This window comes from Spirosoma aerophilum (assembly GCF_054782495.1).
The window spans coordinates 66,736-91,968 of sequence record NZ_BAAGSJ010000015.1 but is presented as its reverse complement, the minus strand read 5'-3'; the positions used below and the strand labels follow the sequence as shown (position 1 = coordinate 91,968).

Sequence of the window (25,233 nt, the reverse complement as noted above, 5' to 3'; positions counted from 1 at the left end):
AAACCTTTTTATACGTCGGAAATGCATCCTCAGGCTTATTGTCACTACACACCTTGCAAAACATAGTTGACCGAGTTTGATATTTTGGGCAGGAGCCGCTCCTGCCCAAAAGTGATTTAGCTAAATATGGTAGCCTGCTGAGCCACTGTAGATGAGGCAGGTAGCGCAGGCGTTTGAGCGCCAAAGACAGCCTGTTGCTTGTAGAGGGTGAAATCAACAACCTCAGAGATGCCAGCGGCGTAGTCATCGCGTCCGTTACGCAAATGCAGATAAGTGACCAGCGGCTTACATCGCTTATGGCGGTAGTTTGCCCGGTGTACTATCCCCTCCAGATGCTTTTTAAATGCTTCCGGATCGGAAACAGCGTTACAATCCAGTGATTTGATTTGCTTGCTCACGTACTCCTTGAGACGGTTCGTGGCGGTATAGTTGTTTGTGATTTTAGCGAAGAACATAAGACGAAGGAATTAGGCGGCTATGAGTTGATTAACGTGTGAACCATCAGGCAGCCCCACAATATTGGCAGTGGATGTCTGCTCCCAGGATGAGGGGATAAAGTGTACTCGTTCAATGTGGCGGAGTAGGCTTTGATACTTCTTCCTGCCTCCCTCAATGCATCCCCGACATGCGGTGGCTTCGAAGTAGAATACTTTGTAAGGAGACTGCTTCTGTACCCCAAGAATTACAAAGCGCTTGGCTTCGGGCTTACCATCCAGTTAGAATGCAGCCTGGCGATCATAACCATATTGATCGATGCACCTCAGGAAGTCTCCGTAAGTTTTGGCTCTGGTTGATTTGAGGTCTACAATTAGCTTGTCCTCTGCGGCCCATACATCGAGTTGTGATTTACATGGCAACCCGGTTAGTGGGTCCATCCACGTATTGACCTGCTCAACCTCAGCATTAAGCAGTACCTGACGAGCAAATCTGTTTTGTAGAATGGACTCCCGCATAGCGCCTAGTTGCTTGGCGACGGATGGAGTTACATCGGCAGGCGTTACACATTCCAGCGTAAGAGCATGAAACATGATACCAAAGGTCAGCGTCGCGGCTGATGGCTTCTTGGCGTTGAAGCTAAATAAGGAGTCTCGAAACTCGCCTAAGTCCGAGTTCGCGTATCGGGGCATTAATCGATAAGACATTGTTGGAAAGGGAATGAAAGGTTGTTGGCTGGGGTGTCGGAGTGGACTCCCTCCTGTGCTTGCTTTGCTTCGCGCTGGGCCTGCAACATGGCTTCAATTGTAGCGTGGTTAATTTGAAGCAATTCTTCGAAACGTGCCTCCTGAGTTACCATCTGTGCAGGAAAGTTTGGGGGGTATAGAACTCAGTACCCCCATTGATCTACAGAGCAAAAAAGTCCAGTGTAGGCTTGGTGATAATCTCACCCAACCAACTCACGCATTCGCGAGCTTGCTCGACACTCATAGTCGGCTCAGCACATCCGCCTTCGTCATCCGTTCCGGTAAGCAAGGCAACCCCATGAATTGGTGCTGAACCATTAAAAGAGAAGGCTGGCGGCTGTGGCTCCTGGTATAGAGATTCATCGTCAACTGTCAGCGAGTCGCCATTGTCCTGACGAGCACATACGTCAATAAACTGACACTCAATAATGCGATACATTTCTTCTAAAGTGCCGACGGCCTCAATGGCCTCAACAGTTTGCGTTTTGGGGTCAATCTTGATGAGTTTCATATTATCTCCTTTGATTATGAATTAAAGATAGAGCTTATTTACATAAATAGCAATATAATTTGTAGAAATAAATGTAATAGAAAGGCATAGTGATTCTAGTTATAGGAGGCATATACTGTTCATTCCCCATTCACATGGTAGTCAGACTAAATAGTGTGATATTTGCCCCCAACATATTTATTACTTTGATTACATTACTGAAGAGGCCAGCGCGTATAGTGCTGGCCTCTCTTTATTTGTATAATGCTAAAATCTTTGCCGCCAACTGGCTTAAGTTCTTTTCTTCTTGGTAGTTTGCGGTGTAGTCCCTGGCCAAAAAGTAAAATTCGTTGTAGCCATCTAAGCAATATTCAACTTCAATACTTCTTAGCTCATCAGCAATGATTTGCTTTTGAACAAAGTCCTCTGGCAAATCACTTGGAGGGAAAACGTCCGTTTGTCCATCCTCATTGGTATACTCGTACCACAAAGGCTCATTACCAAAGAACGGATTAAGTCCGTCCCGCTTAAGGGCTCGAACTTTCGTAAACTGCTGACTCAAATCAAATAACTCCTTGAACTGCTCTATTCTGCGAGGCAGTGGGTAGTTAAATGCATGGTTAAAAGGGATGTCAAGTTCGCAAAATGGATCGTAGAAGCCACGCTCATCAGCAGGCACGTTGTTCTTCTCCTCAAACCTGTTCTGTTTATCGACATAAGGCTGAAAGTTCCCCGCAGCAAAGTCGGTGCTCACCTTGTGAATACGCTTTAGGTTTTTGTAAATAACTTTCGCCTGGGCGTGAGTTTTAACCAAGTGCACATACAGATTGTCTGAAATTTTAGCAGGAGCAGAATCGTTGTCGGGGTCCGCTGGGACATTAAAGCTCTGCCGGATCGCTGCGTTTCTATTGAGCTGGGCCTCATTGAATAGTATTCGCAGAAGCTCAAGATTTATTAATGCCATAATTATTCGTTTAGTTAATTACTTTGACGTTTGCGGCCGATACGCATTTAATTCTTGGGTACTTATCTTTATCTACCTTTACTAAGCCACCCTCGGTAAAGCCCTTCACGGTGCCTTTCTAAGATCGAAGGTAAATGTCATCCCGATGTACGCTGACAATTACCCTGCTACCTTCCTTGATCTCTTTCATATGCTAAATTTTACTCTTAACGTGGTGGCCGTGACTCATGCGGTATTCGGCTAACATTTCCGTAGTCCAATCACCATAAAGCTTTAACTCCTCCTTCAGTACTTCAGGTAACAACTTCTCTCCCTTTACACCTAAATTCCTTTCTTGATCGCGATGTTTTGCAATCTTAGCTGCTTCAAGTTTTACCCACTCATCCCATTGTTGAGGATATAGCCTGTTAAGGAATACCAGTTCTGGACCCTGGGCAAATGGACACCGCATACAATTTGAAGGCATCGGCACTTTATAGTCTAACTGTTTTATGCTTTCTTGACAACCAGCGCGGTTGACACCCAAATTAACGAGTGGGTAAACGTGTTCTACACATCTCTGCATCCATAATGGCCGACTGTCTTTGCTTTTGACTAATTCTGGAAATAACTCCGTTTGCTTCTTTAATCCACACCGCGACTCCTTTCCTTTTGCGAATCCGATAATAGACTTCAATTTACCAAACTGCTCAAGATATTGGTAGAAAACCCTATTGCCTTTGGCATCATACCCGTATCTCAATCGCAAATAGTCTGCTAAGAACCGATAGTTTGGGCCGATCTTCAAATTGTCTGTACATGTCTTTGGGAAAGCAACAGACATTAGATTTTGATTCCGATTGAACTGCCCAAGTAATGATTGCCATGCTTGAGAATGATAGCCCATCCATGGTTCAATGAAATAAAATTTAACGCCTTCACGTATGCATAATTTACGGATTTCATCTATATGGTTGTATGTGAAATCAAATTCATCTCCGGTGTTGGACATGATTACAATGAAGTGGCTGTCGCCAATAAATTGTTCCCTGTAGGCTTTACTTCGCAAATACCGGTAAAGCAGGTCGGTACTATCCTGACCTGCTCCAAACCAAAGTACAGTTAACGGCTTCATTTGATAAGCGAGTCAATAGTAAATAGAATCAGTCGTCCGACAATATCAGTCGGGTACGTGCGCCAACAAAGTCATTTTTAAGATATTCCGGCAGACTTTCAATTAGCCATTCATACGTGTAGTGCCCCAAACGGAAAGCTATATACGTTTCATGAATCAACCCAACGGCGTGAACCTTCTCCTTTATCTTGACGTGGAGGGCTGCCACTTCGGGACTACTTAACCGGTAAGTGCTTGACTCAGCTTTGATGCGGTGCTTGAAAAGCTCAGCGAATGGGTTGCCGTGCTGGGTGTGGATTGGGCCATACTTGCCAGCCTTCACCCACTGGTTGATTAGCTTCTCGACTTCATTCTGATTAGCTATATTGATACCATCAACTGCCAAGACAGCACGAGCCGAAAAGAAAACGGCATAATAGGATTGAGGGAATACCCAGCTTAATGACTGGTTAAGGTAATCCCGATCCGTAGAAACGGGTTTAATGCGCAGGGCATATTCAGCACTCCAGGCATTTAAAAGTAGTTTGCCAACAGCAGTCACTTCGGGGGAGGTAGAAATCACGTTCGTAGAGAGTTGTGGTTATTCGGTCGCTGGCTATCGACCCAGCGACCGGAACCGTTTGACCTGATTAAGCTTCGTTCTCCTGCTGGTAGTGTCCCTCTACCGCATCCCGTACCTCGGCATTCGTTACACCTTCGGGCAGGCTTTCGAGGGCCTCTGCATGGGCAAACGGATTGTAGAAGTAAAGAGCACTCTTAATGTTTGCCACGTCGGTAAATGTTTCCTGACGGTATAGCTTGCGATCCTGCGCGTATTGCTTGTAGACTTTAGTGACTTCTGGCTCTGCAATCTTGTACGTGAATCCAGCAATGTAATACACACCCTTCGGGGTGATCTTCGTGTTCTCCTTCCGCTCAGCCACTGCGGTAATTACCACATCGGCAAGGGTTAGATCGTCGTAGTAAAGCGGCTCAATTAGACGAAAGATATTGTCAACACTGTAGCCATGAAACAGGATAGAAGCAACGCAATTCTTCTCGTCAATGAAGAAGATCTTCGCCCAGTTCTTTGTGCCCATCCCCAAAATGGAATCAGTGAAAATGCGCAGAGCAATCGGCTGAAAGGTCAGTGTTCGGCCTAACTTCTCACTTCCATTGATATTGAAAATACCCTCCTTCGCTTCAAACCGATACTGGCGCGGGTGGCCTTCGAGATACTTGAACTTATCAACTACCTCGCCGGTCAATTCGTGAACCTTTTGATAAGGCAACAAGCCGTGGTTATTGGTCTCTTCTGTAGTGGCGTTAGTCTTTGCCATAATTGTAAAAATTATAAAGGGGGATGATATGTTGGCCGGAGCATACCCGTCCGGCCTTCGGGTGTTATTTATTGCCAGAGTCGCTTAGCTAAATCGAACTTCTTTAGGCATTCGTTGACCTCCTTCTTGGCATAGGTCAAGGAAAAAGAGTGCGTTCGCTTTATGGCCCCTGACTTTAAGCCTTCGTGTTTCGCTTGAGCCTTCTCCAATTCAAACTCATAGTACTCTACGCTTTCAGGCATTGAGAGATTGATTGTATTGGCGCGAGATTCCCAATACTCAGCCCTACTTTGGTGTTGCTCTGACTTCTCGGCTAATTGAACGCTTTTGCCTAACGCATTCCAGGATTTGTCAAGGTCATTTCTGTGTCGCCGTTCGCTGTGATGCCCGACCAGAATAGGCTGACCCATCGGGATATTCTTAACGATGTCGTGAGATCGGTGATAGCTAGCGTCGGATTGAGTTTTAGCCGAATCAGACCATTCCTGATACTTGTCTGCTCGCCTTTTGGCCCACTCCTGAACGTTAAAGCCATCGGCCCGCACAATCGAGTAAAAGAAGAAACCATCCTTTTCGTAAATGAGGTTAAAGACAATACTCTCGTTTTCCTTGCCGTACTGGGTTTCTACAAGAATGGTATCTCCTTTCTGGTATTGCTCGGTGCATTTAGCCAAAAAGACATTAGGGCAAAACTTGCTGTATGTATTCACTTGGGTAGATTGTTTAGTGGCCCGGTAGTGAGCCGGGCCGGTAAGTGGCTAGGCAAGTATTAGGCGATCTATGCGGAATGAGCGCCAGCCATTGGCGAGTGTATCAAAGTAGCGAACAACAAGGGTACTGGTTGGCTTGCTGTTGATGCTGGAAAGCGTAGCAGATGAATAATGGCCCACAGCAAACCGTTCTGTTCCGTCGTCTTTGAGGTAAAAGAAACTAACGGGCCTGATGAGCATTTCCGCTTTTAATCGGATGGTTGCCCAAGCCTTTTTAAGTGCCTGTGAGAAACTCAGGGAAGCCTCACGAACTAATTGCCACGTTAGGCGCAAAACATCGGCACGGCTAACTTTAATGGGGGTGTTTGACTGAACTTTCATGTGAGTAGGGGTTGACGATTAACAAGGGGAATAATTGGACCACATAAAATGCCCTCGGTGGTGGAGGGCGGTATTCAGTAGTAATGCTCCAATACGTGTTCGATCATTTGCTGTTCCATTTCGTGGGTGATCGCTTTGAGTGGGATTTCTACGCCATTCAATGAAACTTTGGTGATTTCAACCTCTGGGCCATCACCGGGATAATCGCGGGTGGCTGGTTCGCCGGGGGTGTATTTGAAATCAAAATCGAAGGGTACTTCCGTTGCTAGTGTCATGTTTTTATCTGCTTTGATTACACTATAAAGGTCGGCATTATTTACATATAAAGTAAGTAATATTGTAGAAATTAATGTAAAATAATATCATTGGCACACCTTCCCCATCATTTTTATTTGGGAACATCCGTCTACTTTTTTCTGCTTATGGTTACCCTATCTCTCTTATAAATCTTCACTTGTGGGCCTGCCTTCTTTCCCCTTTCCAACCTATTTAAATTAATGGCTTTTGGTTAACTTTACTCCTAATGGAAAACACGATAAAGCCATCTGTGTCTGACGGGGTTGGTTATCTAAATGGAGAGTGTAACCAGGAAGTGTTAGTCAATGGGTCCATAAAAAATCAACATGCTTAAGCCTAAAACAGACTTCAAAAAAGTTTTTCAGGATCGAGCTAAAGCCTTTGTTCAAGCTTTTAATAAGGCTGTAATCTACCGACTAAGTTATCTGGGTGAGCAATGCGTCAACCATGCCCGAAGCCTGGACACTTACAAAGACCAGACCGGCAACCTGCGTAGCTCCATTGGTTATATCATTGTTAAAGACGGTCAGATTGTTAAAAAGAGCTTTGTCGGCTCAACGGTAGAAGGGAAACAGACCGGGCTAACGTTTGCGTCACAGTTGGCCAGCGAAATAGGTTTAGGATGGGGCTTGATTGTCGTAGCAGGTATGAATTACGCCCTTAAAGTTGAAAGCATGGGTTTAGATGTTTTGACATCCGGAGAGCAGCTAGCAAAGTCAGAATTAGACGCTATTGTCAAGGATATTGCCCAAGATGTTGTAGCGGCATTAAACAAATAAGTTAGTTTCTTGGTGAAATAAAAAAGCCCCTAAATTGGGGCTTTAACTATTGGTCAGGGTTAAGCAGCAGGGACTTCCGTCTAGCCTCAAAATCTCGGTAGTCCACCGGGTACACCTTGCAGGTCTGAGGGTATTTCTGTCGCAACAAATCAAGTTGCTTGATGACCTGTTTATGGGTTTTAAATAGGTGCGGCTCATCATCGCTCTGATCGGCCAATCCCACTAAAGAGCCGGTCGTGTTTAAATAGAACTCTTTGCCCCCTCCATCCTCAAGGTTTATTACGAATATCATCTCTCCTGTTGTCCAGTCAACCTGTGGCGTATTTGGCACGAAATTAACTGGTGATAGCGAATCGACTTCAACGTAACCCACCATTGACAAAGGAAATATCATAAAATCGGCGTTAAATTCTTCCGTACCCAGATAGCGCACCTGTTCAACCTGAGCAATAGTGCCACCGAACTGATCAATTGACTCCAGATCAAAGGTTGATGGCAACAGATGGGTAGGTACAAAGTAAGCGGTACAGTAAGGAAGTTTCCCCTGCTCATAAATTAAATCGGTTACCTCCCCGTTGAACCCCATTCCTTCTACTACCTCAAGGAAGGCATCAAGGTCAGTGAATTTCAGTGCATCCCGGTTCATTATCGTTTGGGTTTGGGTTGGTTATCTGGTTGGCGTGGTTGCGGAATTTGCCCCGGCTTAGGCTTATTTTCAGGGTTTAATATCTTTTTCTCTTGATTTGTTTCTAAAAGGTTGCGTTGATTCTTTTCCAGGGTCAATTGCTTATTAAACTCCGGCGTTTGGGTAGCTCGAATTACTACTCCCTTTTCAACTTTTAGCTCCGCCTGCGGTCGCTTAAAGCCAAATGCGTCGCTTTCCTGAAGCGTAAAAGTTTTTGTTTGTCCTTCACCTTCTGCGTGGTGCTTAAGGTGATTAAGTGTTCGGGCCATTATGTTTGCTACATTTCCATTGTAGAGCTCCTGACCGCTTTCATCAACGATGTTATAGCGGTACCGCTGGCCATGCCTCACCTCTCGGGTAAGATCTTCATTGAAATCCTTGCCGCATGCCTTTGCTAGCTTGATGCGCTGATCATACCCGGTAAGTTCAAGTAAATCCTTTGTAAAAGCAGATAGCGCTGCACTTGATTCCGGAATACTTACAACGACCTGGCTACCTGAGCGGCTAATTATTATTTGCTGCGAACTGAGCTCTTTTTTGCCTAGCGTGTCCTGGTCGGATCGACCAAACTGAGCCTGTACATTTTGATTATAGGTGTCAATTCGATCAAGCAAAGCCTTTTGAATCGGCTGGTAGCTTTCAAGCTCTGGCAGCAGATAACTTACCCGATTGATTCCGCCAGTGGTGGGGCTCATGGGAAATTTAATCGCCACCAGCTGCTGGGCAAACTGTAAATCGAATTGATGCCCTTTAACGTCATTATCAAATGCTAAATGAATTGACCATTCCGGGGCTTTCTCGAATGAGTTAATGTAGCGCGTTATGGTATTGGCCTGTTGAGGGGAGAGCTGGCCACCGGTCGAAAAGTAAACCGCATTAAACTTATCGTCGCCGTTGATACTCCTTATTTGCTGATGTGACAGTGCATCAATAGCGCTCTCCATAATATAAAAACGCTGGGTCTGAGGAGGCGCATTGGAGATGAATACACTATTAAACCGATCGCTGCCGGGAGCGTGCAGCTTGACATTTTCATTGCGTAGCTCCAGACCGGTTATCTCGCTGGATAGCCCATTGTAATATGGAAAGGCCACGTTAGTGAATTGCAGGTATTTGCGCTCAGGATGCTCTTTGACTGTAACCAGGCTGTCAGTGTGGCCAGTTTCAGGGTTGAAATAGGCAATCTGAGCGACAACCTTTTTTGCGAACTCTGGCCTCTCTAGCGTTTGCGGTGCGATACTTCGCTTTGTCAGGTAGTTATTCTCTTCAAGCGGACGTATATCAAATTGTTCTTTAGCGAATGGTTGCCTGGGGCCGTTGTCGCTTATAGATGAGGTTACTTTACGATTCTGCTCAACGTGGTTGGGGTCAATCCTAAGGTAATCATAAAGGACGCTGGTAATGTTTCGGAACTCGTGTTCACCTGGGCGATTGAAAGTTGAGAATACCGTCGACAAGCGATTTCGAACGAAATCTATAATTGTTCCTGAGTCAGCAAAGTCTCCAGCACGCTGGTATACTTGCTGGGACGCGTCTTGTGGATTCTTGATGATGATGGTATCCTTGTAAGTAGGATGCTCAAGCACCGGCCGGCTTTTCCCTTTCTGCATCTGTGGTTCGTAGCCATACTGCACAGCTAATTCCACAATGGAAATATTAGAGCGCAATTCCTGCACTGGTATAAGATTAGGAAAGCGCTCCTTTAGTTCATCAAACTTTGTCATATTATCTCCGCAGCTTCTGCGTTCTGTCCTGGGGGTCAATATTGAGAAGCTCTTTTATAGCTTCACTTTGCTGGTTGCTGATCACTGGCGATCCAACGGCCATCTCCCGGCTACGGTTTAAGTCCGTCTTTGCCCCTTCGTTGTTCTGGGCAAGTTGCTGACGAAATTCAGTGCCGGGCTTAAGTCCAATATCTAATCGACTTAAATCAGCAAACTGTAGAGATTGTTTAGAAGCAGATATACTCACCGTCGCATCGAATGGCTCCCCTTGGCTATCCAGTAATCCACTCAATCGAACTGGATGCCCATGCGCTATTTGCATTTGTTGATCCTTTGTTAAGTCTATTCCCATCAGTCGAGTAGGAAGTTGCTCAGCTTTAACTCTCCACAGCTCAACTGTATTCGTCAAAGGGTTCACTCGTAAATAAGTTGGTACATATTCGCCCTTCTCAGGCATGAGGAACGGACGTGGCAGGGCCCCATCCTGGGTAAGTTGTGCCTGCTCAGATTTTGACAGATGAACACCTTCAACGTTTTTAGGCAATGCCAAAGTAGGTTGTATGGGTGTAATTCGAATATCAGGACCATTCTCGGTCATCATAATTCGTAATGTTCCATTCATCTTTAGCTCTGGGGTAACCCACACCTCCAGGGGCACCGTTTGTTTTCCAGAAAATAAGTCTTCCCGAACAGAAGGGTTTTTGTCCATCTGATCAGGGCTCCAACCTACGGCCGCTAACTTTTTTTCGAGGTCCTGCCGGTATGGCTCTAATTGTTGGCGCATCACAGCGGCCTGTTCCTCGGGACTAAAGAAATTGTCTGATTTCGCATACTGCCAGGCTTGTTGACCTTGCAGGCCAGTAGGGGCAATATTGTCTAACCCGTCAGCCTGGCTTCGGGCATAGTTGGATTGATCTGCATTCATAAGCAGCAATGGTTTTAAGTGGTCTACTCGAAATAGTCAGGTAAAAATAAGAATTTATGCAAGTGAAAAGATAAATTATGCAACTTTGTTGCTCTGTAGTTTCATATTATACAGCTAATGAGAAATATCAAGTTGATAATCTGCCTAATTTCGCTACTGGGGCACTTTTCTGTGTTTGGGCAAGGGCAGGCTAAGCGGGATTCTCTGGAAATTGAGCTGCTCAGGACGACCGAGACCTATAGTCAGGTTGTTCGACTCATCAAGATTTTGCCCCCTACGTCGAGCTACCTGTCTTTGTTGCCTTGTGTACTGCCTGTTGATATGCCTATTGAAGCGTTCCGAATTGCTTCCCCCTTTGGTATTCGCCAACACCCAATATTGAAGAGAAGCCGATTTCATGGCGGAGTTGATGTTAAAGCCCAGTCAGGCACCTCAGTAAAAGCAACCGCAGCAGGTGTTGTTAGTCAGGTAGGCTATGATCCGGCTCTAGGTGCATTTGTTCGGCTACAGCACACGTTTGGCTTTGAAACAGTGTATGGACACCTCAAAGGGTATTGCGTGCGGCCTGGACAATGTATTGAGCTTAATGAAGAAATAGGGCGGGTAGGCCAGACTGGTATGACAACGGGACCGCACCTGCACTATGTAATAAAGAAAAACGGGTCCGCCATAGACCCGTTTCAATTCTGCTTTTTACTTCGACATCGCCTAAATCTTTATCAGGCTATTAGCCCCTCAGGTTCGGGCATTTCTGACTCTTCTGCAACGTACCCTTTTTCTAATGAGTTATAGCCCAATACACGCAGCTGTTCGTTAAGCCTGGTGTGGCCAGCATCAAGGCTTTCCCGAATCTCGCGGATTATTTCGCCAATGTCCTGCAACTCTGATCCGGAAGAAAGAATTAGCGGAACCCGGCTGTTATCGGGACTAATGATCCAGTTCATGTTGTATCCATGTGATCCATAGAAGTGCAGCAATCCTAACAATGATATGGGAGTGCCCGCTAAGCCTCGTTCTAACCGGTGGACCTGTTGTTCGGTAAGGTTACTTCGCTCGGCTACAATTTCCATTGTTAGCTTCTCTCCTAATCGGTCACTCAGATGCTTTCTTAGTGCGATTAATCTTGCGCTAATTTCTTCGCCCATTTTTCTTTGCGTGTTTGCTGGTGGTTAAATTCACTTCCTCTGTCAGCAAGGTTAATTCCTCTTCTACCAGCAGCTTAACCTCGTCTTTAATGCGATAATAGTTTTGCTTGACCTGATCAGCGACTGTCGTTCCTTGCTTAGCAAAAATAGAAAAATCAGGCAATTGTTTCGCCTTTTGTTCGGACTTGAAATCGGCTTTGTCAATGACCACCTTAGCATTGAATGCTTTTAAATCGCCCTCCTGACCATAAGCGCCCGCGACAACACCTACAAAGTGGCCTGCCTTCAATTGTCCAATCTTTGAGGCGGGTACCATCGGAGCCAATTCAGTAGTTATGCCATGGGTGGTATCGTCAGTTTGAATATTGATGCTTTGTTTACGCTGTACATTCTTACCAATTCGCTCTTCCATTGCCTTGGCCGTCTGACCCGACACAGCACCGGTAATGACCGAGCCGACGGTGTTGAGGATTTTACCTGCCTCTACCTTACCATAGGCACTCTCAATTTGCGAGTAGTCCTGCAAGGAAAGTGTAACAGCAATTTTATGACCTCTACCTGTTGCAATCAGGTCATCGAGCCCTTGAAAGTATAAGGTTGGCAGCTCATCAATAACAATAGAACATCGATGTTGACCTGGAATGTTAATCTGGTTAAGGACTCTGGCATTGTATAGCCCCAATGCCACGCTGTAAAGGTTGCGCTTTTTACTGTTGTTGGCCATACAAAGAATCTTCGGCTTATCCGGGTTGTTGATATCGAGCGTGAATTCATTGGCGCTCATGGTCCAGTAAATACCAGGGCTGGCAAACTTAGCAAGACCCGAACGCGCCGTATTGATTTGACCCTCTAGCATTTCCATGGCTCCGCCGGTATAGGCCGAAACAAACATAGACATGTATCCTTCAATGTCTGGCTGAGCCATCAGGATAGGAAACAATTTCCGGTAGTCGACCATCATTAACTCAACCAGGTGAGGGAAGGTGCAGTACTTTCCGTTTTTGTAGCACCTTAAATACCAAAGTAGCGCGGTGGTGTAGTTCATGGCCGAATCCGCCCAAATGTCACCCTCCTTCCCTATCCACGTCTTGTTCATGTTAAGCATCATGATTTTAGCCGTTTCATAGGCATCAGAGACGTCAGGCATGTAGCTTGGATCGAGCGGGTTGCACCGGTGTGATTTTTGAGGATCATCAAAGTTGATACAGTAAAAGCGCATGTTCGCTGGCAGACTCTTACGATGTCGCACCATTGCATTAAAGGCGATCAGCGACAAATCCGGGAACTTCCAATCATAGATATACATGGCAAACCCTTTTTCAATGTGTTGCCGAATGATACTATTCACGATACCATACGATTTACCGCTACCTGGCGTTCCCATCACTAAAAGGGATCGAAACGTGTTGGTAAAGTTTATCCATCCTTTCCGGATTTTACCCTCATACTCGAACTCGGTAGGTATGTTGACGGATTCATCGTTTTCAATCTTTTGCTCCTCTTGGGGAAAGGTTTCATTCTCCCGATTAAACGTATCGGTACCCGGCATAAAGTGAAGCAATCGGCTGAGGTAGTGGGAACCCTTGAGTAGATACAGGATGCCAATCGCGCTGGTAATCAGATATACTACACTTAGCTCTGAAACGTCAATCATGCCCAGCAACCAGCTACTTTTTAAAAGTAGTAGGTTGCTCCCAAAGTAGATAATTAAGCCAATAATGAATGCTTTGACAACCGACTTTGTGTCAAGATTTATCGACTTAACGCCTCGGCTGGCAGCCCCATAACCAACAATCAACGCGCCTGCCATCCCCTTCATCAGCCATGGATTGATTAAGAATCGACTATTTAGGGTTAGCTTATCCAGTATACGGTCACTAGCCGGGTGAGTCCAGCCGAGGTTACCGAAGAACGTATGTAGCTCGATGTAAAAATGAAGACCCAGGATAACTAGGCCAAACCAGAGCACTACTTCATTCCCCTTTGTGAGTTCTTTTCGGTCATCTCTCATGATAATCGTGGTTTACGGGATCGCTTAAGCATAGTTTTTAACCCTCTTTCGTTTTCGTCGAGGTTCACATCTTGCCCAAGAGCATAGAGTAGTTGCCTCACTAAGTCAATGTTGTGCATAGGCTCTCTGTCTTCGTTTTTGGTTTGTAATTGATTAATAGCCTGCTCCCGTTGAGGCGGAGCCTGTTTTGTTAGCACTTCCCTGGATTGTGTTTTGTCCTCTGGAGCTACTCGCTGAGTTGGTGCTTGATAGTCACCCAATGCCGTTTTGAGTGATCCTGCCGTAAACTCTTTCCCTAATTCACTACCTGTATAGATTCCCCTACGTTGAACGTCGATGAAGGAGATACCAAACAGATTGTTGTCTTTCCCCATATGAGGAATTACCTCCACCCCGATCTTGGAGAGTTTCTGTTGAAATTGGTCCCAATTGGTGCTCTGTGAAAGTTGTTCTGCCGCAACCTTGCGTACACCCTTTACACGATCACCCTTAATCTTCTTGCCCGCATTCATCCGGCGGTTAACCGTATCCATTGTCGGCTGTAGCGGCAAGCTACTGGACCGGTAAGGTGCGCCCTGACTAACCTTTTGGCTATCCATCACCGAATACAACAGTCCCGGCTTCTTGCCCTCCATTGCGACCTCTGTTGCCTTTACGTTGTAAATGCTGAGGAGCTGGTTGAACTGCGAAAAACTACTGAAGGTGAAGTCTTTTAAAACGCCATTCACCACGGCTGACAACTCCCGCTTTAAATCCCCTTTGCCGTACTCCACTGGCTGCAGCAGGATTCGCTCCGGACGAAGGGCTGTCTTTTCGGCCACTTGTAGTCCGAATTCCTTTTCGATGGATTGCCGAATTTTATTGCTTCGCTCCCGTTCATAATTGTCTGGAATCTTCTTGCCATTATCGTCGACGCGCACGGAGACAATATGGATATGGGTATGATCCGTGTCATGATGCTGATAGATAACATAGGGTTGTTTGGCATATCCCATGCCGGCCATGTATCGATCAGCCATAGCTACTAGTTCAGTTGCGGTAGGATTTTCACCCTGTGCCAGCGACAGACTAGCATGAAACGTAGGCTTTCGAACCAAGTCATTTCCCGCTGCCTGGTCTTCCAGTCTCCCTGCAATTACGCCCAGGCGTAAGTCCTGAACGGCCTGGTTGACACCCTCGTAATTGCGTACGGCTAATCGCTCTGCTTCCCCTTTCCCAACCTTCTCTTCATTGTAATAGACGGCCCCGGTGGGGCTTGTCCCACTACTGATTCGTGCTACCATAAGCGGAGGTGTTTTCGTCTTCTACCTTGTCAATAGTTGTCATCAAGGCACCCATTTGCCGGTCAAAATGAGCTACCTGTTCTGCCATAGCTGACACCTCAGATTGCAGGTTTTGATAGTCTGTAGTGTTATTAATTCGCTTTGCAGACTGATTGACGTTAACTCCAATGCGCAAGATATCAGCTCTCATTTCCCTCAATAGTGAGAGTACATTTTCTTGATGAGTGCTTAATTGGGGCTTCATGCGCATGGGCTTGTCAAGGCAGATTGTTCGAATGAAGACACTTAAATTGCTCACTTTAGCCTTGCTTTTGCGAAGCAGTAAACTGTCATATTCAGCGAAAGTAAATGCTACCTCAACTCGCCTTTCTCGCTTCTCATCATCGCTTTTCTTAGGGGCTCCTCCCCGATGTCTTTTTCTTTCCATTGGGTTGATTGGGTTAAACTAGCCGACTTCGGAGGCTAGTATGTGAATGATCGCAGAGAGTGAACAGAGGTTTTTGCCCGGGCAAAAACACATCTTGCTATCGTAACGCGATCCTTTTTTTGTTGGGCTTAGTTGAGTGTTTTTTAAGCGTTACTGCGTGACAACGTGACAGCGTGACTAATCACTTACGTGACCAATCTATTCAGTAGTCTCGTTATCCTTTTTTGTTGGCGTTACTAAGTGATCAGGTATCTAGTCAATTAGTCGCTAAAGCACATAATCGACTGCGTGACTTGTCTCATATGATCGCCTGTGATTCTGCTCTTAAGTGCACTTGCACATTGTCACGTATGCACTTTGTCAATTGAGTGATTAAGATATTATACACGTTACTGATCACATTGTCACATGCGAGATCAATCACTCACGTGCGTTATCACGTATGCACTCACTCACGCGACGAGTCACATTTAATTTGCTTATCTCATTTTTTCCATTTTGCTTTGAATCGTAATCAAAGATGAAACCTTATGGCAACCTCCAGTACTCAGCCCCAACCGGTGGCTGAAGCCGGCTTATCCGGCCCCCCCAAAGTAATTGCGTTCGCTACCCAAAAGGGTGGAATGGGAAAAACAACACTGTCCGTTTTGGTCGCGTCATGGCTTCACTACAAGCGGGGCATCAATGTTGCCATTCTAGATGTCGATGGCGCCCAGCTGTCCGTCTACAATCAGCGTATTCGAGAAAGTCAGCAGATTGAGACAGATGATGAACTCAGCGCTCGCTTGGAAGAGCAGGACGTTGCTCCTTACCCAATTCTGTCAGGCAATCCTGGGGACGTTCCGGATCTCTTGGCTGAGTTGCCGGCCGATGTTCAATTAGTTTTTGTTGATATGCCTGGTAACATTGATGTGGCAGGGTACGAAACGTCAATCAAGTCCGTCGACTTCCTGATTGTCCCGATGGAAACATCGGAGTACTCGGTCACTACCGGGATTAGCTACCTCAACGCTATTCAGGAGATTGATCTGCTACCGGTTGACAAATGCCGAATCATCTGGAACAAGTACAAACCTTCCCGCGATGGCGAGTTGGCCGATGTGCTGGAGGAACGATTTAAAAACATCGGACTACTATGCCTGCAAAGTCGGATCCCGCAACGGGACTCTTACCAAGACTCTGCCAATCGATCGACACTATTTCCAATGCCCAGCAACTACCTGCGCAATAGTGGACTTAAAGACCTTTTCCCTGAAATTGAACAATTGGTATCCCTTACCGCTAAACCCAAATACGATGGCGACCCAACAGACTCCCAATAAGCGACTAAGTGACGTAACGCGTGCCGCGTCATCGAGCAGAACAAACAAATTCGCGGACTCCCTAATGCCGGCCACACCAAAGGCGAAAGTAGAACCCAATGAAGAGCCTCCGGTTGTAGTCGAGCAGAATGTGCCCGAGGCAGCAAAGTCAATTCCGGAAGTAGTGTCATCTCCCACATCTCAACCAACGACCTCCAACACACCCGCCAAACCAGAGCGAACAAGGAAGGCAGGCTTTACCGTTGAGGATGTCATCAATGGGTCTGCCAGGGAAGGCGATGCCTTCAATAAAATGGTTCGCGTCACAGACGATCACCACGAATTATTAAGACTATTGGCCTTTAAATACCGAAAGCCCATGAATGTAATTGTCCACAATCTGATAACCATTCTTGATCAGGTTTATCAGAAAGAACAAAAAGGAGGGCAGAGCGATGTTTAGTCAATACTCTTGGTGGGACTTTGTTAAGTTCTTTCTCGCTGTGGGCGTTTGCTATTATGCCTTCGTGCTCTGGAAATACTACCGTGAAGACATCCGGGAGCGGATCAGTAACCGGGGTGAGAAGTCCAAGCCAGCAGCCTCAGAGGTCAACGATGATGATGAGGAGGAGGAATTGGAGGATACCGGACTTTATGCGGTGAGAACCTATTCTGACCCCAACATCGAAAGTTATTTAGCCGAGTCTGATCAGGTAGCCTCACCAACCAAATCAACTCCTTACCAAACACCCGCTGAGGTGACAAAAACTACCCCTGAACAGGTTTATCAGGAGGTTGACATACCTGAAGGTGTTATTGTACACGATGAGGAGGAGAGTGTGTTTGGTTTGGCACTGCCCGTAGAGACGATACGGCCTGCAGAACGATCTTTGGCTGACGTAATCAATGCCGCCCAGCGCGTAACGCCTGACGAGCAAGGTTCGATTGCACCAAATGACCCTTCTGATGTGGAAGCGGCTGAGGTAGCCACGATTATCAATGCACAACGGGGTAAATCCTCGCTACTAGATGGCGTTAAGTTTAACCGATAGTTTTCATAATCATGAACCTGATAGCCCTTAACTTCTGGAATGTAGTTGTACTCCTAAGCGGAGGGCTGCTACTGATTGGTATTTATCGATTAGCCTTATGGATGGCCGAAATGTCTCTCAATGCCGTCAGCACTTTAACCTATTCAGGTCTGCGCGGAGTAGCCAGGTTCATGCTAACAATCTTTATTGGCTATAGCTGGCGTACCTATCAAAGCAACCGAATGCTTTACTGGAATAGAGTTGGTTTTCGCTTCGCTATGTTCTGGGCTGGTGCCTTATTATTGGCTTTGGTACTTGTTATACTCAAGCTGGGCAATACTATTGATTCTATAGGGACCATCTGGATCATCACCATGTCCATTTACCTGGGCTTTAGGGCCCTGATGTACCTGACTGCATCACCCAGACAACTAGGTTATGCGTCAGGTACATTTGTTCCTAATGTCAATGAACAACTTGGCAACAATCGGTGGGCGTCTCACCAAATAATCCGCCAATGGGATTTTCTAGATGAGTTATTCGCTCAATAGAGCCGACTTTGATCTATACAACCTTAAAAAAGGCCAGGCTTATGTCTGGCCTTTTTCTTGTGCCATTAACAAAAGTAGCAAAATATATAATTTATAGTGGTAAAAATCATTTGTAATGTATCTACATTAATTATTGTGTTCGTTTAGACCGCTTAATCAACACTTTTCGTTAAAGAAAATATTACGATTCTATTGATGTATAAACATTAAATTATTTTTCAAAAACTTTATCTGATTGACTATCAGATAAATACCATAAAAAGGATATCATGTTCAAGTTTTTTTTCGTCAAGCATTATGCTTGATATAATATTTCATTTTACTTTAGTTTTAAATTATAAGTTTTATTGTCCTTTTGTACTCAAATTCATCTATCAACTCAAGTTTAACAATGAAAAATCAGACTGTACTTCGGGGTATGCGGGTCGCTCTAACGCTTGACCTAATGCTTATGACAATGTTTGCCAACTCACAGGCTGGCAATGGGGCGGGCGCCCTTCAGACGACAGCGACGACAATTCGCGGCTACGGTACCGCAGCACAAACTATTGTTTTGGCGCTGGGTGTAATTATTGGATTAATCGGGGCGGTACGAGTGTATAGTAAGTTTCACAGCGGGGATCCTGACACACAGAAGGCAGTGATGAGTTGGTTTGGAGCGGCACTCTTCCTTGTCGCCGTCAGTGCGATATTAACCAGCTTCTTCGGTTAATGCTGGAGATCAACAAAGGCATCGGAAAGCCCGTAGAGTTTCGAGGACTAAAAGGAAATTATCTTTTCCTATCAGCCGGTATCGTTATTGCCAGTCTGGTACTTTCTCTGATACTCTCCGGGCTTTTTGGCCTCAACACCTACCTGGCCACGCTCATTGTGGTGGGCTCCGGCGGAGGTGGCATCTGGTACTGCATGCGCCAATCGCATAAATACGGTGTGTCGGGTCTCATCAAAAAGGAGGCAACCCGCAATCAACCCAAAGCAATCCTGATCAATTCTGCTCACCCATTCGCTCAACTCCGTGAAACTAAACGCCCGAAGTCTCGAAGCCGCTTTACCACTGCTAGCGGTAGAGAATAATTGTATGATTAGTAAGATGGCAGACATCACGGTAGGGTTCCGACTTCAACTTCCGGAAATCTTTACGCAGTCATCGGATGATTATGTGGCCCTACATAGTGCCCTGACCAAAGCCATTAAGCTTATGCCGATCGGCACCGTGATCCATAAACAAGACTGGTTCATTGAGGAAAAGTACATGCCCGATATGGAGCAGGGAGATGATAGTTTTCTTTCACAGGCCTTCCATCGCCATTTTGTTGAACGGCCTTATCTGAATCATTACTGTTATCTCTACATCTCAAAGTTGCCCAAGTTTCGCCAGAAACAGAAGAGCAATCAACACTCCCTTACCCGGCGTCGACTCGTGCCGAAGGAGCAGATGAACAAGCGCGAGTTACAACCTTTTTTTGATGCTATTTCTCAGTTTGAGCGCATCTTATTGGATGGTGGCATATCGGCCCATCGACTAACCGATGATGAGTTGGTAAGCCCAAAGGGAGATCGGGGCATCATACCCAATTACTTCCGCTTGCAGCCTGATGGGACCAAGAAGGTTATCCTGGAAGATTGGGACATTGATGGCCGGATACGCATTGGCTCCAAGGATGTGATGTGTTTCTCTATCTCGGACACGGATACTATGCCTCAGGTTGTTGATGTGATGGCTAACTATAGCCCCCTGTCGACCGACTCATCTAAGTTTGTTGTCGGCAACGTGTTACCAGTAGGGCTAATGCTTCCGGTTAATCACGTCTATAACCAGTACATCTGCCTGGATGATGCTCCGGCCACGTTGAAGGAATTTGAGCAAACAGCACGTAGCATGCATTCCCTGTCAAAGTTTTCCTCTGAAAACGGCATTAATCGGGACTGGACCCAACGCTATATTCAAGAGGCTATTCAGAACCAGCGCACGGTTTGCCGCTCACATTTCAACGTAATGGTCTGGACTGAAAAGCCGGAACAACTTGACTACTTGAGAGCTCGTACCTCCTCGGCTATTGCGCAACTCGACTGCTTACCCAAACAGAACACCATGGATGCTGCCCGGCTCATGTGGGCGGGAATCCCGGGTAATGCGGGTGATTTGCCCTTCGATGAAACGTTCTACACCTTCGTCGAACAAGCGGTCTGTTTTTTTAATCTGGAGTCAACGTATCAATCTTCTTTGTCTCCCTTTGGCATTCGTCTTTGTGATCGTCAGGGAAAGCCGGTTTGGGTAGATATCTCCGATGAGCCGATGAGCAGGGGGTGGGTGACTAACCGCAACAAGTTCGTGTTGGGTGATACCGGATCGGGTAAATCCTTTTTCATGAACAATGTCGTGCGGCAATACTATGAGCAGGGTACTCACATTCTGATGGTCGATGTTGGCCACTCTTATCAGGGTACCTGCGATTTGATTAACCGCAAAACGCATGGCAAGGACGGGATATACCTCACTCACGATGATGAGAATCCAATCACGTTCAATCCTTTCTACGTTGAGGATGGCAAGTACACCAAAGCCAAGCTGGAATCAATCAATACACTTCTGCTGACACTTTGGAAGAAAGAGACGGAGCCCTTTTCCCGCACCGAAGAGGTTGCCCTAGCGGATGCTGTTGAAGAGTTTGTTAAACGCGTTAAGAAAGGCGAGGCTGAGGCTTCATTCAATAGCTTCTATGAGTATTGCGACCACAAGGATGGATTTCGGGCTTTCCTCGAAGCAAAGGGTTATCAGCGCGAATATTTCGACGTACAGCAGTTCTTGTTGACAATGCAGCCCTTTTACAAGGGTGGCAAATACGACTTCCTGCTCAACTCGAACATGAAGGTGGATCTACTGCAGAAGCGGTTTATCGTCTTTGAACTGGATAACATCAAAGACCATCCGATCTTATTTCCCATCGTGACCCTGATCATTATGGAAACCTTCGTGGCCAAGATCAGCCGATTGCCCAAGACGGTCCGAAAACAAATCATTATTGAAGAGGCCTGGAAAGCGATCGCCAAAGCAAGTATGGCCGAGTACATCAAATACCTCTTCAAGACTGTTCGTAAGCATTTCGGGGAAGCTATTGTGGTCACTCAGGAGATTACCGACATCATTGATAACCCGATTGTCAAGGACACCATTATCTCTCAGTCTGATTGCAAGATTCTGCTAAAGGCCGAAGGAAAACAGGTTCCAATTGAGAAGATAGAGCGTTTGATTGGCTTGTCCCAAAAGCAAAAGGAGCTCTTCATGTCTGTCAATCGCAATAATGACCCCAGACGCAAGTACAAAGAGGTGTTCATTACACTCGGGGCGCGAGCTAAAGTGTATGCCACAGAGGTGAGCCTGGAAGAATACGGAGCCTTTACGACCGAATCATCCGAAAAGGCCGAAGTACAACGACTTATGAATGAAAATGGTGGTGATATCCAAGTCGCCCTCATTGACTTTGCCGATGCCCGGCGCAAACCCGAATTCGCTTAATCTCCCCTTTATTATGATTTTACTACAAGTGCCGGGTGGCGGCTCTTACGTTGACTATGGCTTCTACCAGAAGTTTTCCTCAATGGAGGCCGCCATCACAACGGCGTATACGGAAGTACAGCAGGGGATGGGTAATCTGGGTGGCGTAGCCTCGTCCATTGCGGCCATTGCCGCAACCCTATTCATTGGTATGCGCGTGCTCGGCCAACTGGCTAGGGCTGAATCGGTTGATGTATTCCCACTGCTAAGGCCCTTTGCTATTGGCTTTCTGGTCCTAAACTTCACAATTGTAACGGACTTTCTCAACGCCATGATTAAGCCAATTGAGTCCGTCACCCAGAACATGATCGATGTGCAGACCTCCCGCATTCAGCAACTGGAGCAGATGCGGCTTGACAAGATGGCCGAGAAGCTAAGCCAGCTCGACCAAAAGCTTAGCGAAACCAGTATGTGGAGTTCTACGGGACAGTATATGTCGCTCGTTATTGAGAAGTTAGGGATGTATCTGGACCAGGGCTTTGATCAGATGCTTAAGAACCTTTTCTACGCGCTTTATCTGGCGGCCCGGTTGGTGATTCTCACAACGCGCGCATTCTTTTTAATTGTCCTGACCATTGTTGGTCCACTCTCGTTTGCGCTGGCCATCTTCAATGGCTTTCAGGATTCGCATCTGATGTGGATTGCCCGGTATGTTCAGATTTCACTTTGGTTTCCCCTTGCCAATATTCTGGGTACTATAGTGACCTATTTACAAGGGAAAGTTATCGCACTCCAGTACATGGAGTTGACCAATAATGTGCCCGAAGAAGCGCAAAGCGGGGAGTTGATTTACATGGTCTTTATGATAATTGCCACGCTGGCCTACTTCACGGTTCCTACAATTTCCTCCTACGTCATTTCCTCATCCGGCGTTGCTGGTGCCTTTCAGCGAATGACGAACCTGTCAACAGCTATGGTTATGGGTGGCGCTATGCCGGCGGCTGGCTATGCCGGTGGTGCTGCGATTCAGGGAGGCAAAGCAGTCGCAGGAGCCGTTGGTGGCGCTGCTGTAATGGGTATGGGAGCCGCCGTTGTCGCTGGGCGTGCAGTTGGCCAAACGGCTTCTAATTATGGCTCTTTCTACGCGGAGGCCGCTAAACAGGAATTCAATAATCTTCGAAACATATCTAAAAGCTCTGACTAATCATGGCACAGGAAACCTTTTTCAAGTCCCTCCGGAACCTGGAAACCTCCTACCGGAACATTCGCATTTTTGCCTTTACCATCGCCGGGTTACTAACCGTCATTACCTTATCTGCACTGGGGTTTGCCTATAAAGTAAAGACTGACTCTGAGAGTCAAATGTTCGTTGTGGCAGACGGGGTAACGCTTTTGTCATCGCTACGTAGGGACGTTCGGGAAAATCGTCCTATTGAGGGTAGGGATCACATCAGGCGCTTTCATGAGCTATTCTTCACGCTTGACCCGGATTCGAAAGCCATTGAAGAGCACATCAAAGAAGCGTTGCCTTACGGAGACGAAAGTGTAGAGCGGCTCTATACGGATACGAAAGAGAAAGGCTATTACAGTGATTTGATTCAAGCTTCTGCTTCGCAGGAAATTCAGGTAGACAGTATTCAGCTGGATTTGAATCAATACCCTTACACCTTTCGAGCCTTTGCCCGGCAGCAGATTATTCGATTATCGAATATCACAACGCGCAGACTGGTAAGCACGGGCTATCTACGTAATGTCAGTCGTTCAGAGATCAACCCTCACGGCTTTCTGATTGAGAAGTTCACCATTCTTGATAATACGGACATTGACGAACAACTACGCTAATGAACTGGATTGCTAAGCTAATAATCAAATTGGGGGACTACCTGACGAGTCTATCCAATCAAGCCAGAATACAGATCGTCGTCATTGGATTGCTGGCTTTGGGTGGAGGTGCCATTTATAAGCTTACCGTCAATCTTCAGAACCTACAAAAGCCACTCCCTTCCGCAACACCAGATCAACTCATTCAGCCGATGCAGGGGTTGATGAAACAAACTAGCGCAGGCGTGAGCCAATACCGAATTGAACGAAATCGGCACCTCAAAGCGCTGGATAGCCTGCGAACTCATTACCCGACCAAAACTAACAAACCGCGATGACAACAACTGCTTCACTCTCTCATAGCGACGAGGCTTTCTACCGGGATCGGAAAGCTATGTTAATGTACCCAATTATTGTCCTGCCTTTTCTTGCCGCACTATTTTACATCTTAGGAGGTGGAAAGGGAGAACGATACATCAACCAGCAGGCTGAACTGGATAAGCCTGGCGCAATTGGCTTCAATGCATCGGTACCCAGAGCTAAAAGCGGCACAATTAACGGCCGAGATATTGATAAGCCCGGATATGGTAAGGCATCTGGACAGGTACTCTCCAGCTTCACCAACACACGAAGAGACTCAGCATCCACAGGTATTCAAGCAATACCAGTCAGCAATGGCTCAGCCTTGGCAACTAACCACGCATCAAGCCTGGCCAGTGCACCGGTGCAACCAGCAGTGGCGGCCCCTGCTGCTTATCGACACTCAACGCTGTCAACACGAGCGCCCAGAAGGTCATCCGCTTCACAATCGACTTATTACTACAGTGCTCCAAAGGGTAGTGGCTATACATCTGCCTCTGACCAACAATTGGCATCTCAAATACGTAGTTACGAGAACTCTCATCAGCCAATAAACCAACCTGCTTATACAGGCGCAAATCAGGCCGCAGGAGCCTCGATCGCCGCTAATCCGATTGGAGAGGACAGTAAGGCGGCTAACATCCTTGTGAGTGACAATCTAACCGCGACCCGGCTAGCTGAGCCCGTCAACGCAAAAGATGCATTTTTTACAGCTCCAACGTCAGGGTCCCGTCGGCAGGCTGAACGTGCGGTCCTAAGCGTAGGCAACTCATACGGCTCCAAGAAGATAGTAGCCTGGATGATACCGGTAGTTGTTCATGAAGATCAGACCTTCAAGAGCGGGAATACCGTAAAGCTTCGCCTGACTAAAGAAATATCGGCCGATGGCATTACTATTCCCGCCAATACCATTCTGCATGCCATTTGCCAAACCAGTGAGGACCGGCTTCGAATGGTCGTACGCAGTATTCAGTTGAATGACCAGCTGATTCCTCTGGATTTGGAGGTCTACGACATCGACGGCATTGCGGGCGTCAACATGCCTGGTCTATCTAATCAGACCAGCGGTCAACTTCAAGCCTCCGCGGTTCAGGGGTTACAGGTACCCGGCATAGGTGGACTAGTTAATACCGTTGCTAGCCAGGCCCGCATGAGCGCGTCCAACTCCCTTCGCCAACCTACAGTCCGGCTTAAGGCTGGCTATAATCTTTATCTAAAAGCTCAATAAATCATAACTG

General features: G+C 46.5%; 31 protein-coding genes. 13 read left to right on the top strand and 18 right to left on the bottom strand.

Features of this window, described 5'->3' with window-relative positions; all coding sequences use genetic code 11:
* Positions 1 to 116: 116 nt before the first annotated feature.
* The 10 genes from ACYVK4_RS21995 to ACYVK4_RS21950 all read right to left on the bottom strand — a co-directional run bounded on the left by ACYVK4_RS21995 (position 117) and on the right by ACYVK4_RS21950 (position 6,434).
* Positions 117 to 455, bottom strand: a complete 339-nt coding sequence (locus ACYVK4_RS21995; protein WP_461129717.1) for a hypothetical protein — start codon at positions 453 to 455, stop codon at positions 117 to 119.
* Positions 456 to 716: 261 nt separating this feature from the next.
* Positions 717 to 1,142: a PD-(D/E)XK nuclease-like domain-containing protein gene (locus tag ACYVK4_RS21990; protein WP_461129716.1), complete on the bottom strand. Its 426-nt coding sequence runs from the start codon at positions 1,140 to 1,142 to the stop codon at positions 717 to 719.
* A gap of 199 nt (positions 1,143 to 1,341) precedes the next feature.
* On the bottom strand, positions 1,342 to 1,692 hold the full coding sequence (locus ACYVK4_RS21985; RefSeq protein ID WP_461129715.1) for a DUF3846 domain-containing protein: 351 nt from the start codon (positions 1,690 to 1,692) through the stop codon (positions 1,342 to 1,344).
* A gap of 232 nt (positions 1,693 to 1,924) precedes the next feature.
* Positions 1,925 to 2,635, bottom strand: coding sequence for a hypothetical protein (locus ACYVK4_RS21980; protein WP_461129714.1), 711 nt, complete (start codon positions 2,633 to 2,635; stop codon positions 1,925 to 1,927).
* Positions 2,636 to 2,828: 193 nt separating this feature from the next.
* The gene (locus tag ACYVK4_RS21975) at positions 2,829 to 3,749 is read right to left on the bottom strand and encodes an adenine nucleotide alpha hydrolase family protein (protein ID WP_461129713.1); all 921 of its coding nucleotides are present in this window, start codon (positions 3,747 to 3,749) and stop codon (positions 2,829 to 2,831) included.
* A 28-nt stretch (positions 3,750 to 3,777) separates the two neighbouring features.
* Complete coding sequence (locus ACYVK4_RS21970; protein ID WP_461129712.1) at positions 3,778 to 4,311, bottom strand: HEPN domain-containing protein; 534 nt, start codon at positions 4,309 to 4,311, stop codon at positions 3,778 to 3,780.
* Positions 4,312 to 4,378: 67 nt separating this feature from the next.
* Complete coding sequence (locus ACYVK4_RS21965; protein WP_461129711.1) at positions 4,379 to 5,068, bottom strand: hypothetical protein; 690 nt, start codon at positions 5,066 to 5,068, stop codon at positions 4,379 to 4,381.
* A 68-nt stretch (positions 5,069 to 5,136) separates the two neighbouring features.
* Positions 5,137 to 5,778, bottom strand: a complete 642-nt coding sequence (locus ACYVK4_RS21960; protein ID WP_461129710.1) for a DUF3560 domain-containing protein — start codon at positions 5,776 to 5,778, stop codon at positions 5,137 to 5,139.
* 48 nt (positions 5,779 to 5,826) lie between these two features.
* Complete coding sequence (locus tag ACYVK4_RS21955; RefSeq protein WP_461129709.1) at positions 5,827 to 6,159, bottom strand: SH3 beta-barrel fold-containing protein; 333 nt, start codon at positions 6,157 to 6,159, stop codon at positions 5,827 to 5,829.
* Between the two features lie 74 nt (positions 6,160 to 6,233).
* Complete coding sequence (locus tag ACYVK4_RS21950) at positions 6,234 to 6,434, bottom strand: hypothetical protein (RefSeq protein WP_461129708.1); 201 nt, start codon at positions 6,432 to 6,434, stop codon at positions 6,234 to 6,236.
* Positions 6,435 to 6,782: 348 nt separating this feature from the next.
* Here ACYVK4_RS21950 and ACYVK4_RS21945 point away from each other — a divergent pair, with 348 nt between their 5' ends.
* Entirely contained in the window at positions 6,783 to 7,235 is a 453-nt protein-coding gene (locus ACYVK4_RS21945; protein WP_461129707.1) for a hypothetical protein, read from the top strand.
* A gap of 46 nt (positions 7,236 to 7,281) precedes the next feature.
* On the opposite strand, the gene ACYVK4_RS21940 is transcribed toward ACYVK4_RS21945, so the two are convergent.
* From ACYVK4_RS21940 to ACYVK4_RS21930, 3 genes are read right to left on the bottom strand one after another with little or no spacing between them, the layout of a single operon-like run.
* The gene (locus ACYVK4_RS21940; RefSeq protein ID WP_461129706.1) at positions 7,282 to 7,881 is read right to left on the bottom strand and encodes a hypothetical protein; all 600 of its coding nucleotides are present in this window, start codon (positions 7,879 to 7,881) and stop codon (positions 7,282 to 7,284) included.
* Positions 7,881 to 9,644 (bottom strand): toprim domain-containing protein, encoded by a 1,764-nt coding sequence (locus tag ACYVK4_RS21935; RefSeq protein WP_461129705.1) that lies wholly within the window; start codon positions 9,642 to 9,644, stop codon positions 7,881 to 7,883. The genes ACYVK4_RS21940 and ACYVK4_RS21935 overlap by 1 nt, the downstream gene beginning before the upstream one ends.
* A 1-nt stretch (position 9,645) precedes the next feature.
* Positions 9,646 to 10,569, bottom strand: coding sequence for a DUF3945 domain-containing protein (locus ACYVK4_RS21930; RefSeq protein WP_461129704.1), 924 nt, complete (start codon positions 10,567 to 10,569; stop codon positions 9,646 to 9,648).
* Positions 10,570 to 10,686: 117 nt separating this feature from the next.
* On the opposite strand from ACYVK4_RS21930, the gene ACYVK4_RS21925 reads away from it, so the two are divergent.
* Complete coding sequence (locus ACYVK4_RS21925; protein WP_461129703.1) at positions 10,687 to 11,361, top strand: M23 family metallopeptidase; 675 nt, start codon at positions 10,687 to 10,689, stop codon at positions 11,359 to 11,361.
* Here ACYVK4_RS21925 and ACYVK4_RS21920 read toward each other — a convergent pair.
* Genes ACYVK4_RS21920 through ACYVK4_RS21905 form a run of 4 tightly spaced genes read right to left on the bottom strand, consistent with a single transcriptional unit; the run spans position 11,289 to position 15,435 of the window.
* On the bottom strand, positions 11,289 to 11,714 hold the full coding sequence (locus ACYVK4_RS21920) for a hypothetical protein (RefSeq protein ID WP_461129754.1): 426 nt from the start codon (positions 11,712 to 11,714) through the stop codon (positions 11,289 to 11,291). The two genes, ACYVK4_RS21925 and ACYVK4_RS21920, sit on opposite strands and share 73 nt — an antisense overlap.
* On the bottom strand, positions 11,698 to 13,725 hold the full coding sequence (locus ACYVK4_RS21915; RefSeq protein ID WP_461129702.1) for a type IV secretory system conjugative DNA transfer family protein: 2,028 nt from the start codon (positions 13,723 to 13,725) through the stop codon (positions 11,698 to 11,700). The genes ACYVK4_RS21920 and ACYVK4_RS21915 overlap by 17 nt, the downstream gene beginning before the upstream one ends.
* Complete coding sequence (locus tag ACYVK4_RS21910) at positions 13,722 to 15,008, bottom strand: relaxase/mobilization nuclease domain-containing protein (protein ID WP_461129701.1); 1,287 nt, start codon at positions 15,006 to 15,008, stop codon at positions 13,722 to 13,724. Before ACYVK4_RS21910 ends, ACYVK4_RS21915 begins: the two co-directional genes overlap by 4 nt.
* Positions 14,989 to 15,435 carry a plasmid mobilization protein gene (locus tag ACYVK4_RS21905; RefSeq protein WP_461129700.1) on the bottom strand — a complete coding sequence of 149 codons (447 nt, stop codon included), beginning with the start codon at positions 15,433 to 15,435 and terminating at the stop codon, positions 14,989 to 14,991. Before ACYVK4_RS21905 ends, ACYVK4_RS21910 begins: the two co-directional genes overlap by 20 nt.
* Before the next feature lie 530 nt (positions 15,436 to 15,965).
* Between ACYVK4_RS21905 and ACYVK4_RS21900 the strand changes: the two genes are divergently transcribed.
* From ACYVK4_RS21900 to ACYVK4_RS21855, 10 genes are all read left to right on the top strand, one after another.
* Positions 15,966 to 16,757 carry a ParA family protein gene (locus ACYVK4_RS21900; protein ID WP_461129699.1) on the top strand — a complete coding sequence of 264 codons (792 nt, stop codon included), beginning with the start codon at positions 15,966 to 15,968 and terminating at the stop codon, positions 16,755 to 16,757.
* A gap of 64 nt (positions 16,758 to 16,821) precedes the next feature.
* Positions 16,822 to 17,199, top strand: a complete 378-nt coding sequence (locus tag ACYVK4_RS21895) for a hypothetical protein (RefSeq protein ID WP_461129698.1) — start codon at positions 16,822 to 16,824, stop codon at positions 17,197 to 17,199.
* A gap of 40 nt (positions 17,200 to 17,239) precedes the next feature.
* A complete protein-coding gene (locus tag ACYVK4_RS21890) occupies positions 17,240 to 17,788 on the top strand; it encodes a hypothetical protein (protein ID WP_461129697.1) in 549 nt (182 codons plus the stop codon).
* 11 nt (positions 17,789 to 17,799) lie between these two features.
* Complete coding sequence (locus tag ACYVK4_RS21885; protein ID WP_461129696.1) at positions 17,800 to 18,318, top strand: hypothetical protein; 519 nt, start codon at positions 17,800 to 17,802, stop codon at positions 18,316 to 18,318.
* A gap of 391 nt (positions 18,319 to 18,709) precedes the next feature.
* Positions 18,710 to 19,030: a DUF4134 domain-containing protein gene (locus ACYVK4_RS21880; RefSeq protein ID WP_461129695.1), complete on the top strand. Its 321-nt coding sequence runs from the start codon at positions 18,710 to 18,712 to the stop codon at positions 19,028 to 19,030.
* A complete protein-coding gene (locus ACYVK4_RS21875) occupies positions 19,030 to 19,392 on the top strand; it encodes a DUF4133 domain-containing protein (protein WP_461129694.1) in 363 nt (120 codons plus the stop codon). Before ACYVK4_RS21880 ends, ACYVK4_RS21875 begins: the two co-directional genes overlap by 1 nt.
* A complete protein-coding gene (locus ACYVK4_RS21870; RefSeq protein WP_461129693.1) occupies positions 19,334 to 21,835 on the top strand; it encodes a TraG family conjugative transposon ATPase in 2,502 nt (833 codons plus the stop codon). The genes ACYVK4_RS21875 and ACYVK4_RS21870 overlap by 59 nt, the downstream gene beginning before the upstream one ends.
* Positions 21,836 to 21,848: 13 nt before the next feature.
* Entirely contained in the window at positions 21,849 to 23,018 is a 1,170-nt protein-coding gene (locus ACYVK4_RS21865; protein WP_461129692.1) for a hypothetical protein, read from the top strand.
* Between the two features lie 2 nt (positions 23,019 to 23,020).
* A complete protein-coding gene (traK, locus tag ACYVK4_RS21860) occupies positions 23,021 to 23,656 on the top strand; it encodes a conjugative transposon protein TraK (protein WP_461129691.1) in 636 nt (211 codons plus the stop codon).
* Positions 23,656 to 23,973 carry a hypothetical protein gene (locus ACYVK4_RS21855; protein WP_461129690.1) on the top strand — a complete coding sequence of 106 codons (318 nt, stop codon included), beginning with the start codon at positions 23,656 to 23,658 and terminating at the stop codon, positions 23,971 to 23,973. Before traK ends, ACYVK4_RS21855 begins: the two co-directional genes overlap by 1 nt.
* 354 nt (positions 23,974 to 24,327) lie before the next feature.
* Here ACYVK4_RS21855 and ACYVK4_RS21850 read toward each other — a convergent pair whose 3' ends face one another.
* Positions 24,328 to 24,468 (bottom strand): hypothetical protein, encoded by a 141-nt coding sequence (locus ACYVK4_RS21850; protein WP_461129689.1) that lies wholly within the window; start codon positions 24,466 to 24,468, stop codon positions 24,328 to 24,330.
* Between the two features lie 173 nt (positions 24,469 to 24,641).
* On the opposite strand from ACYVK4_RS21850, the gene traM reads away from it, so the two are divergent.
* Positions 24,642 to 25,223 carry a conjugative transposon protein TraM gene (gene traM / locus ACYVK4_RS21845; RefSeq protein WP_461129688.1) on the top strand — a complete coding sequence of 194 codons (582 nt, stop codon included), beginning with the start codon at positions 24,642 to 24,644 and terminating at the stop codon, positions 25,221 to 25,223.
* The last annotated feature ends 10 nt before the right edge of the window (positions 25,224 to 25,233 follow it).

Excerpts from the sequence above, each read along its gene's own strand:
- ACYVK4_RS21940 (WP_461129706.1), bottom strand. The coding sequence starts at position 7,881 with ATGAACCGGGATGCACTGAAATTCACTGACCTTGATGCCTTCCTTGAG.
- ACYVK4_RS21945 (WP_461129707.1), top strand. The coding sequence starts at position 6,783 with ATGCTTAAGCCTAAAACAGACTTCAAAAAAGTTTTTCAGGATCGAGCT.
- ACYVK4_RS21900 (WP_461129699.1), top strand. The coding sequence starts at position 15,966 with ATGGCAACCTCCAGTACTCAGCCCCAACCGGTGGCTGAAGCCGGCTTA.
- ACYVK4_RS21975 (WP_461129713.1), bottom strand. The coding sequence starts at position 3,749 with ATGAAGCCGTTAACTGTACTTTGGTTTGGAGCAGGTCAGGATAGTACC.
- ACYVK4_RS21955 (WP_461129709.1), bottom strand. The coding sequence starts at position 6,159 with ATGAAAGTTCAGTCAAACACCCCCATTAAAGTTAGCCGTGCCGATGTT.
- ACYVK4_RS21895 (WP_461129698.1), top strand. The coding sequence starts at position 16,822 with ATGCCGGCCACACCAAAGGCGAAAGTAGAACCCAATGAAGAGCCTCCG.
- ACYVK4_RS21995 (WP_461129717.1), bottom strand. The coding sequence starts at position 455 with ATGTTCTTCGCTAAAATCACAAACAACTATACCGCCACGAACCGTCTC.
- ACYVK4_RS21910 (WP_461129701.1), bottom strand. The coding sequence starts at position 15,008 with ATGGTAGCACGAATCAGTAGTGGGACAAGCCCCACCGGGGCCGTCTAT.
- ACYVK4_RS21885 (WP_461129696.1), top strand. The coding sequence starts at position 17,800 with ATGAACCTGATAGCCCTTAACTTCTGGAATGTAGTTGTACTCCTAAGC.
- ACYVK4_RS21930 (WP_461129704.1), bottom strand. The coding sequence starts at position 10,569 with ATGAATGCAGATCAATCCAACTATGCCCGAAGCCAGGCTGACGGGTTA.
- ACYVK4_RS21880 (WP_461129695.1), top strand. The coding sequence starts at position 18,710 with ATGAAAAATCAGACTGTACTTCGGGGTATGCGGGTCGCTCTAACGCTT.
- ACYVK4_RS21935 (WP_461129705.1), bottom strand. The coding sequence starts at position 9,644 with ATGACAAAGTTTGATGAACTAAAGGAGCGCTTTCCTAATCTTATACCA.
- ACYVK4_RS21985 (WP_461129715.1), bottom strand. The coding sequence starts at position 1,692 with ATGAAACTCATCAAGATTGACCCCAAAACGCAAACTGTTGAGGCCATT.
- ACYVK4_RS21925 (WP_461129703.1), top strand. The coding sequence starts at position 10,687 with ATGAGAAATATCAAGTTGATAATCTGCCTAATTTCGCTACTGGGGCAC.
- ACYVK4_RS21990 (WP_461129716.1), bottom strand. The coding sequence starts at position 1,142 with ATGTCTTATCGATTAATGCCCCGATACGCGAACTCGGACTTAGGCGAG.
- ACYVK4_RS21915 (WP_461129702.1), bottom strand. The coding sequence starts at position 13,725 with ATGAGAGATGACCGAAAAGAACTCACAAAGGGGAATGAAGTAGTGCTC.
- ACYVK4_RS21980 (WP_461129714.1), bottom strand. The coding sequence starts at position 2,635 with ATGGCATTAATAAATCTTGAGCTTCTGCGAATACTATTCAATGAGGCC.
- ACYVK4_RS21855 (WP_461129690.1), top strand. The coding sequence starts at position 23,656 with ATGAACTGGATTGCTAAGCTAATAATCAAATTGGGGGACTACCTGACG.
- ACYVK4_RS21905 (WP_461129700.1), bottom strand. The coding sequence starts at position 15,435 with ATGGAAAGAAAAAGACATCGGGGAGGAGCCCCTAAGAAAAGCGATGAT.
- traK (WP_461129691.1), top strand. The coding sequence starts at position 23,021 with ATGGCACAGGAAACCTTTTTCAAGTCCCTCCGGAACCTGGAAACCTCC.
- ACYVK4_RS21965 (WP_461129711.1), bottom strand. The coding sequence starts at position 5,068 with ATGGCAAAGACTAACGCCACTACAGAAGAGACCAATAACCACGGCTTG.
- ACYVK4_RS21865 (WP_461129692.1), top strand. The coding sequence starts at position 21,849 with ATGATTTTACTACAAGTGCCGGGTGGCGGCTCTTACGTTGACTATGGC.
- ACYVK4_RS21950 (WP_461129708.1), bottom strand. The coding sequence starts at position 6,434 with ATGACACTAGCAACGGAAGTACCCTTCGATTTTGATTTCAAATACACC.
- ACYVK4_RS21875 (WP_461129694.1), top strand. The coding sequence starts at position 19,030 with ATGCTGGAGATCAACAAAGGCATCGGAAAGCCCGTAGAGTTTCGAGGA.
- ACYVK4_RS21920 (WP_461129754.1), bottom strand. The coding sequence starts at position 11,714 with ATGGGCGAAGAAATTAGCGCAAGATTAATCGCACTAAGAAAGCATCTG.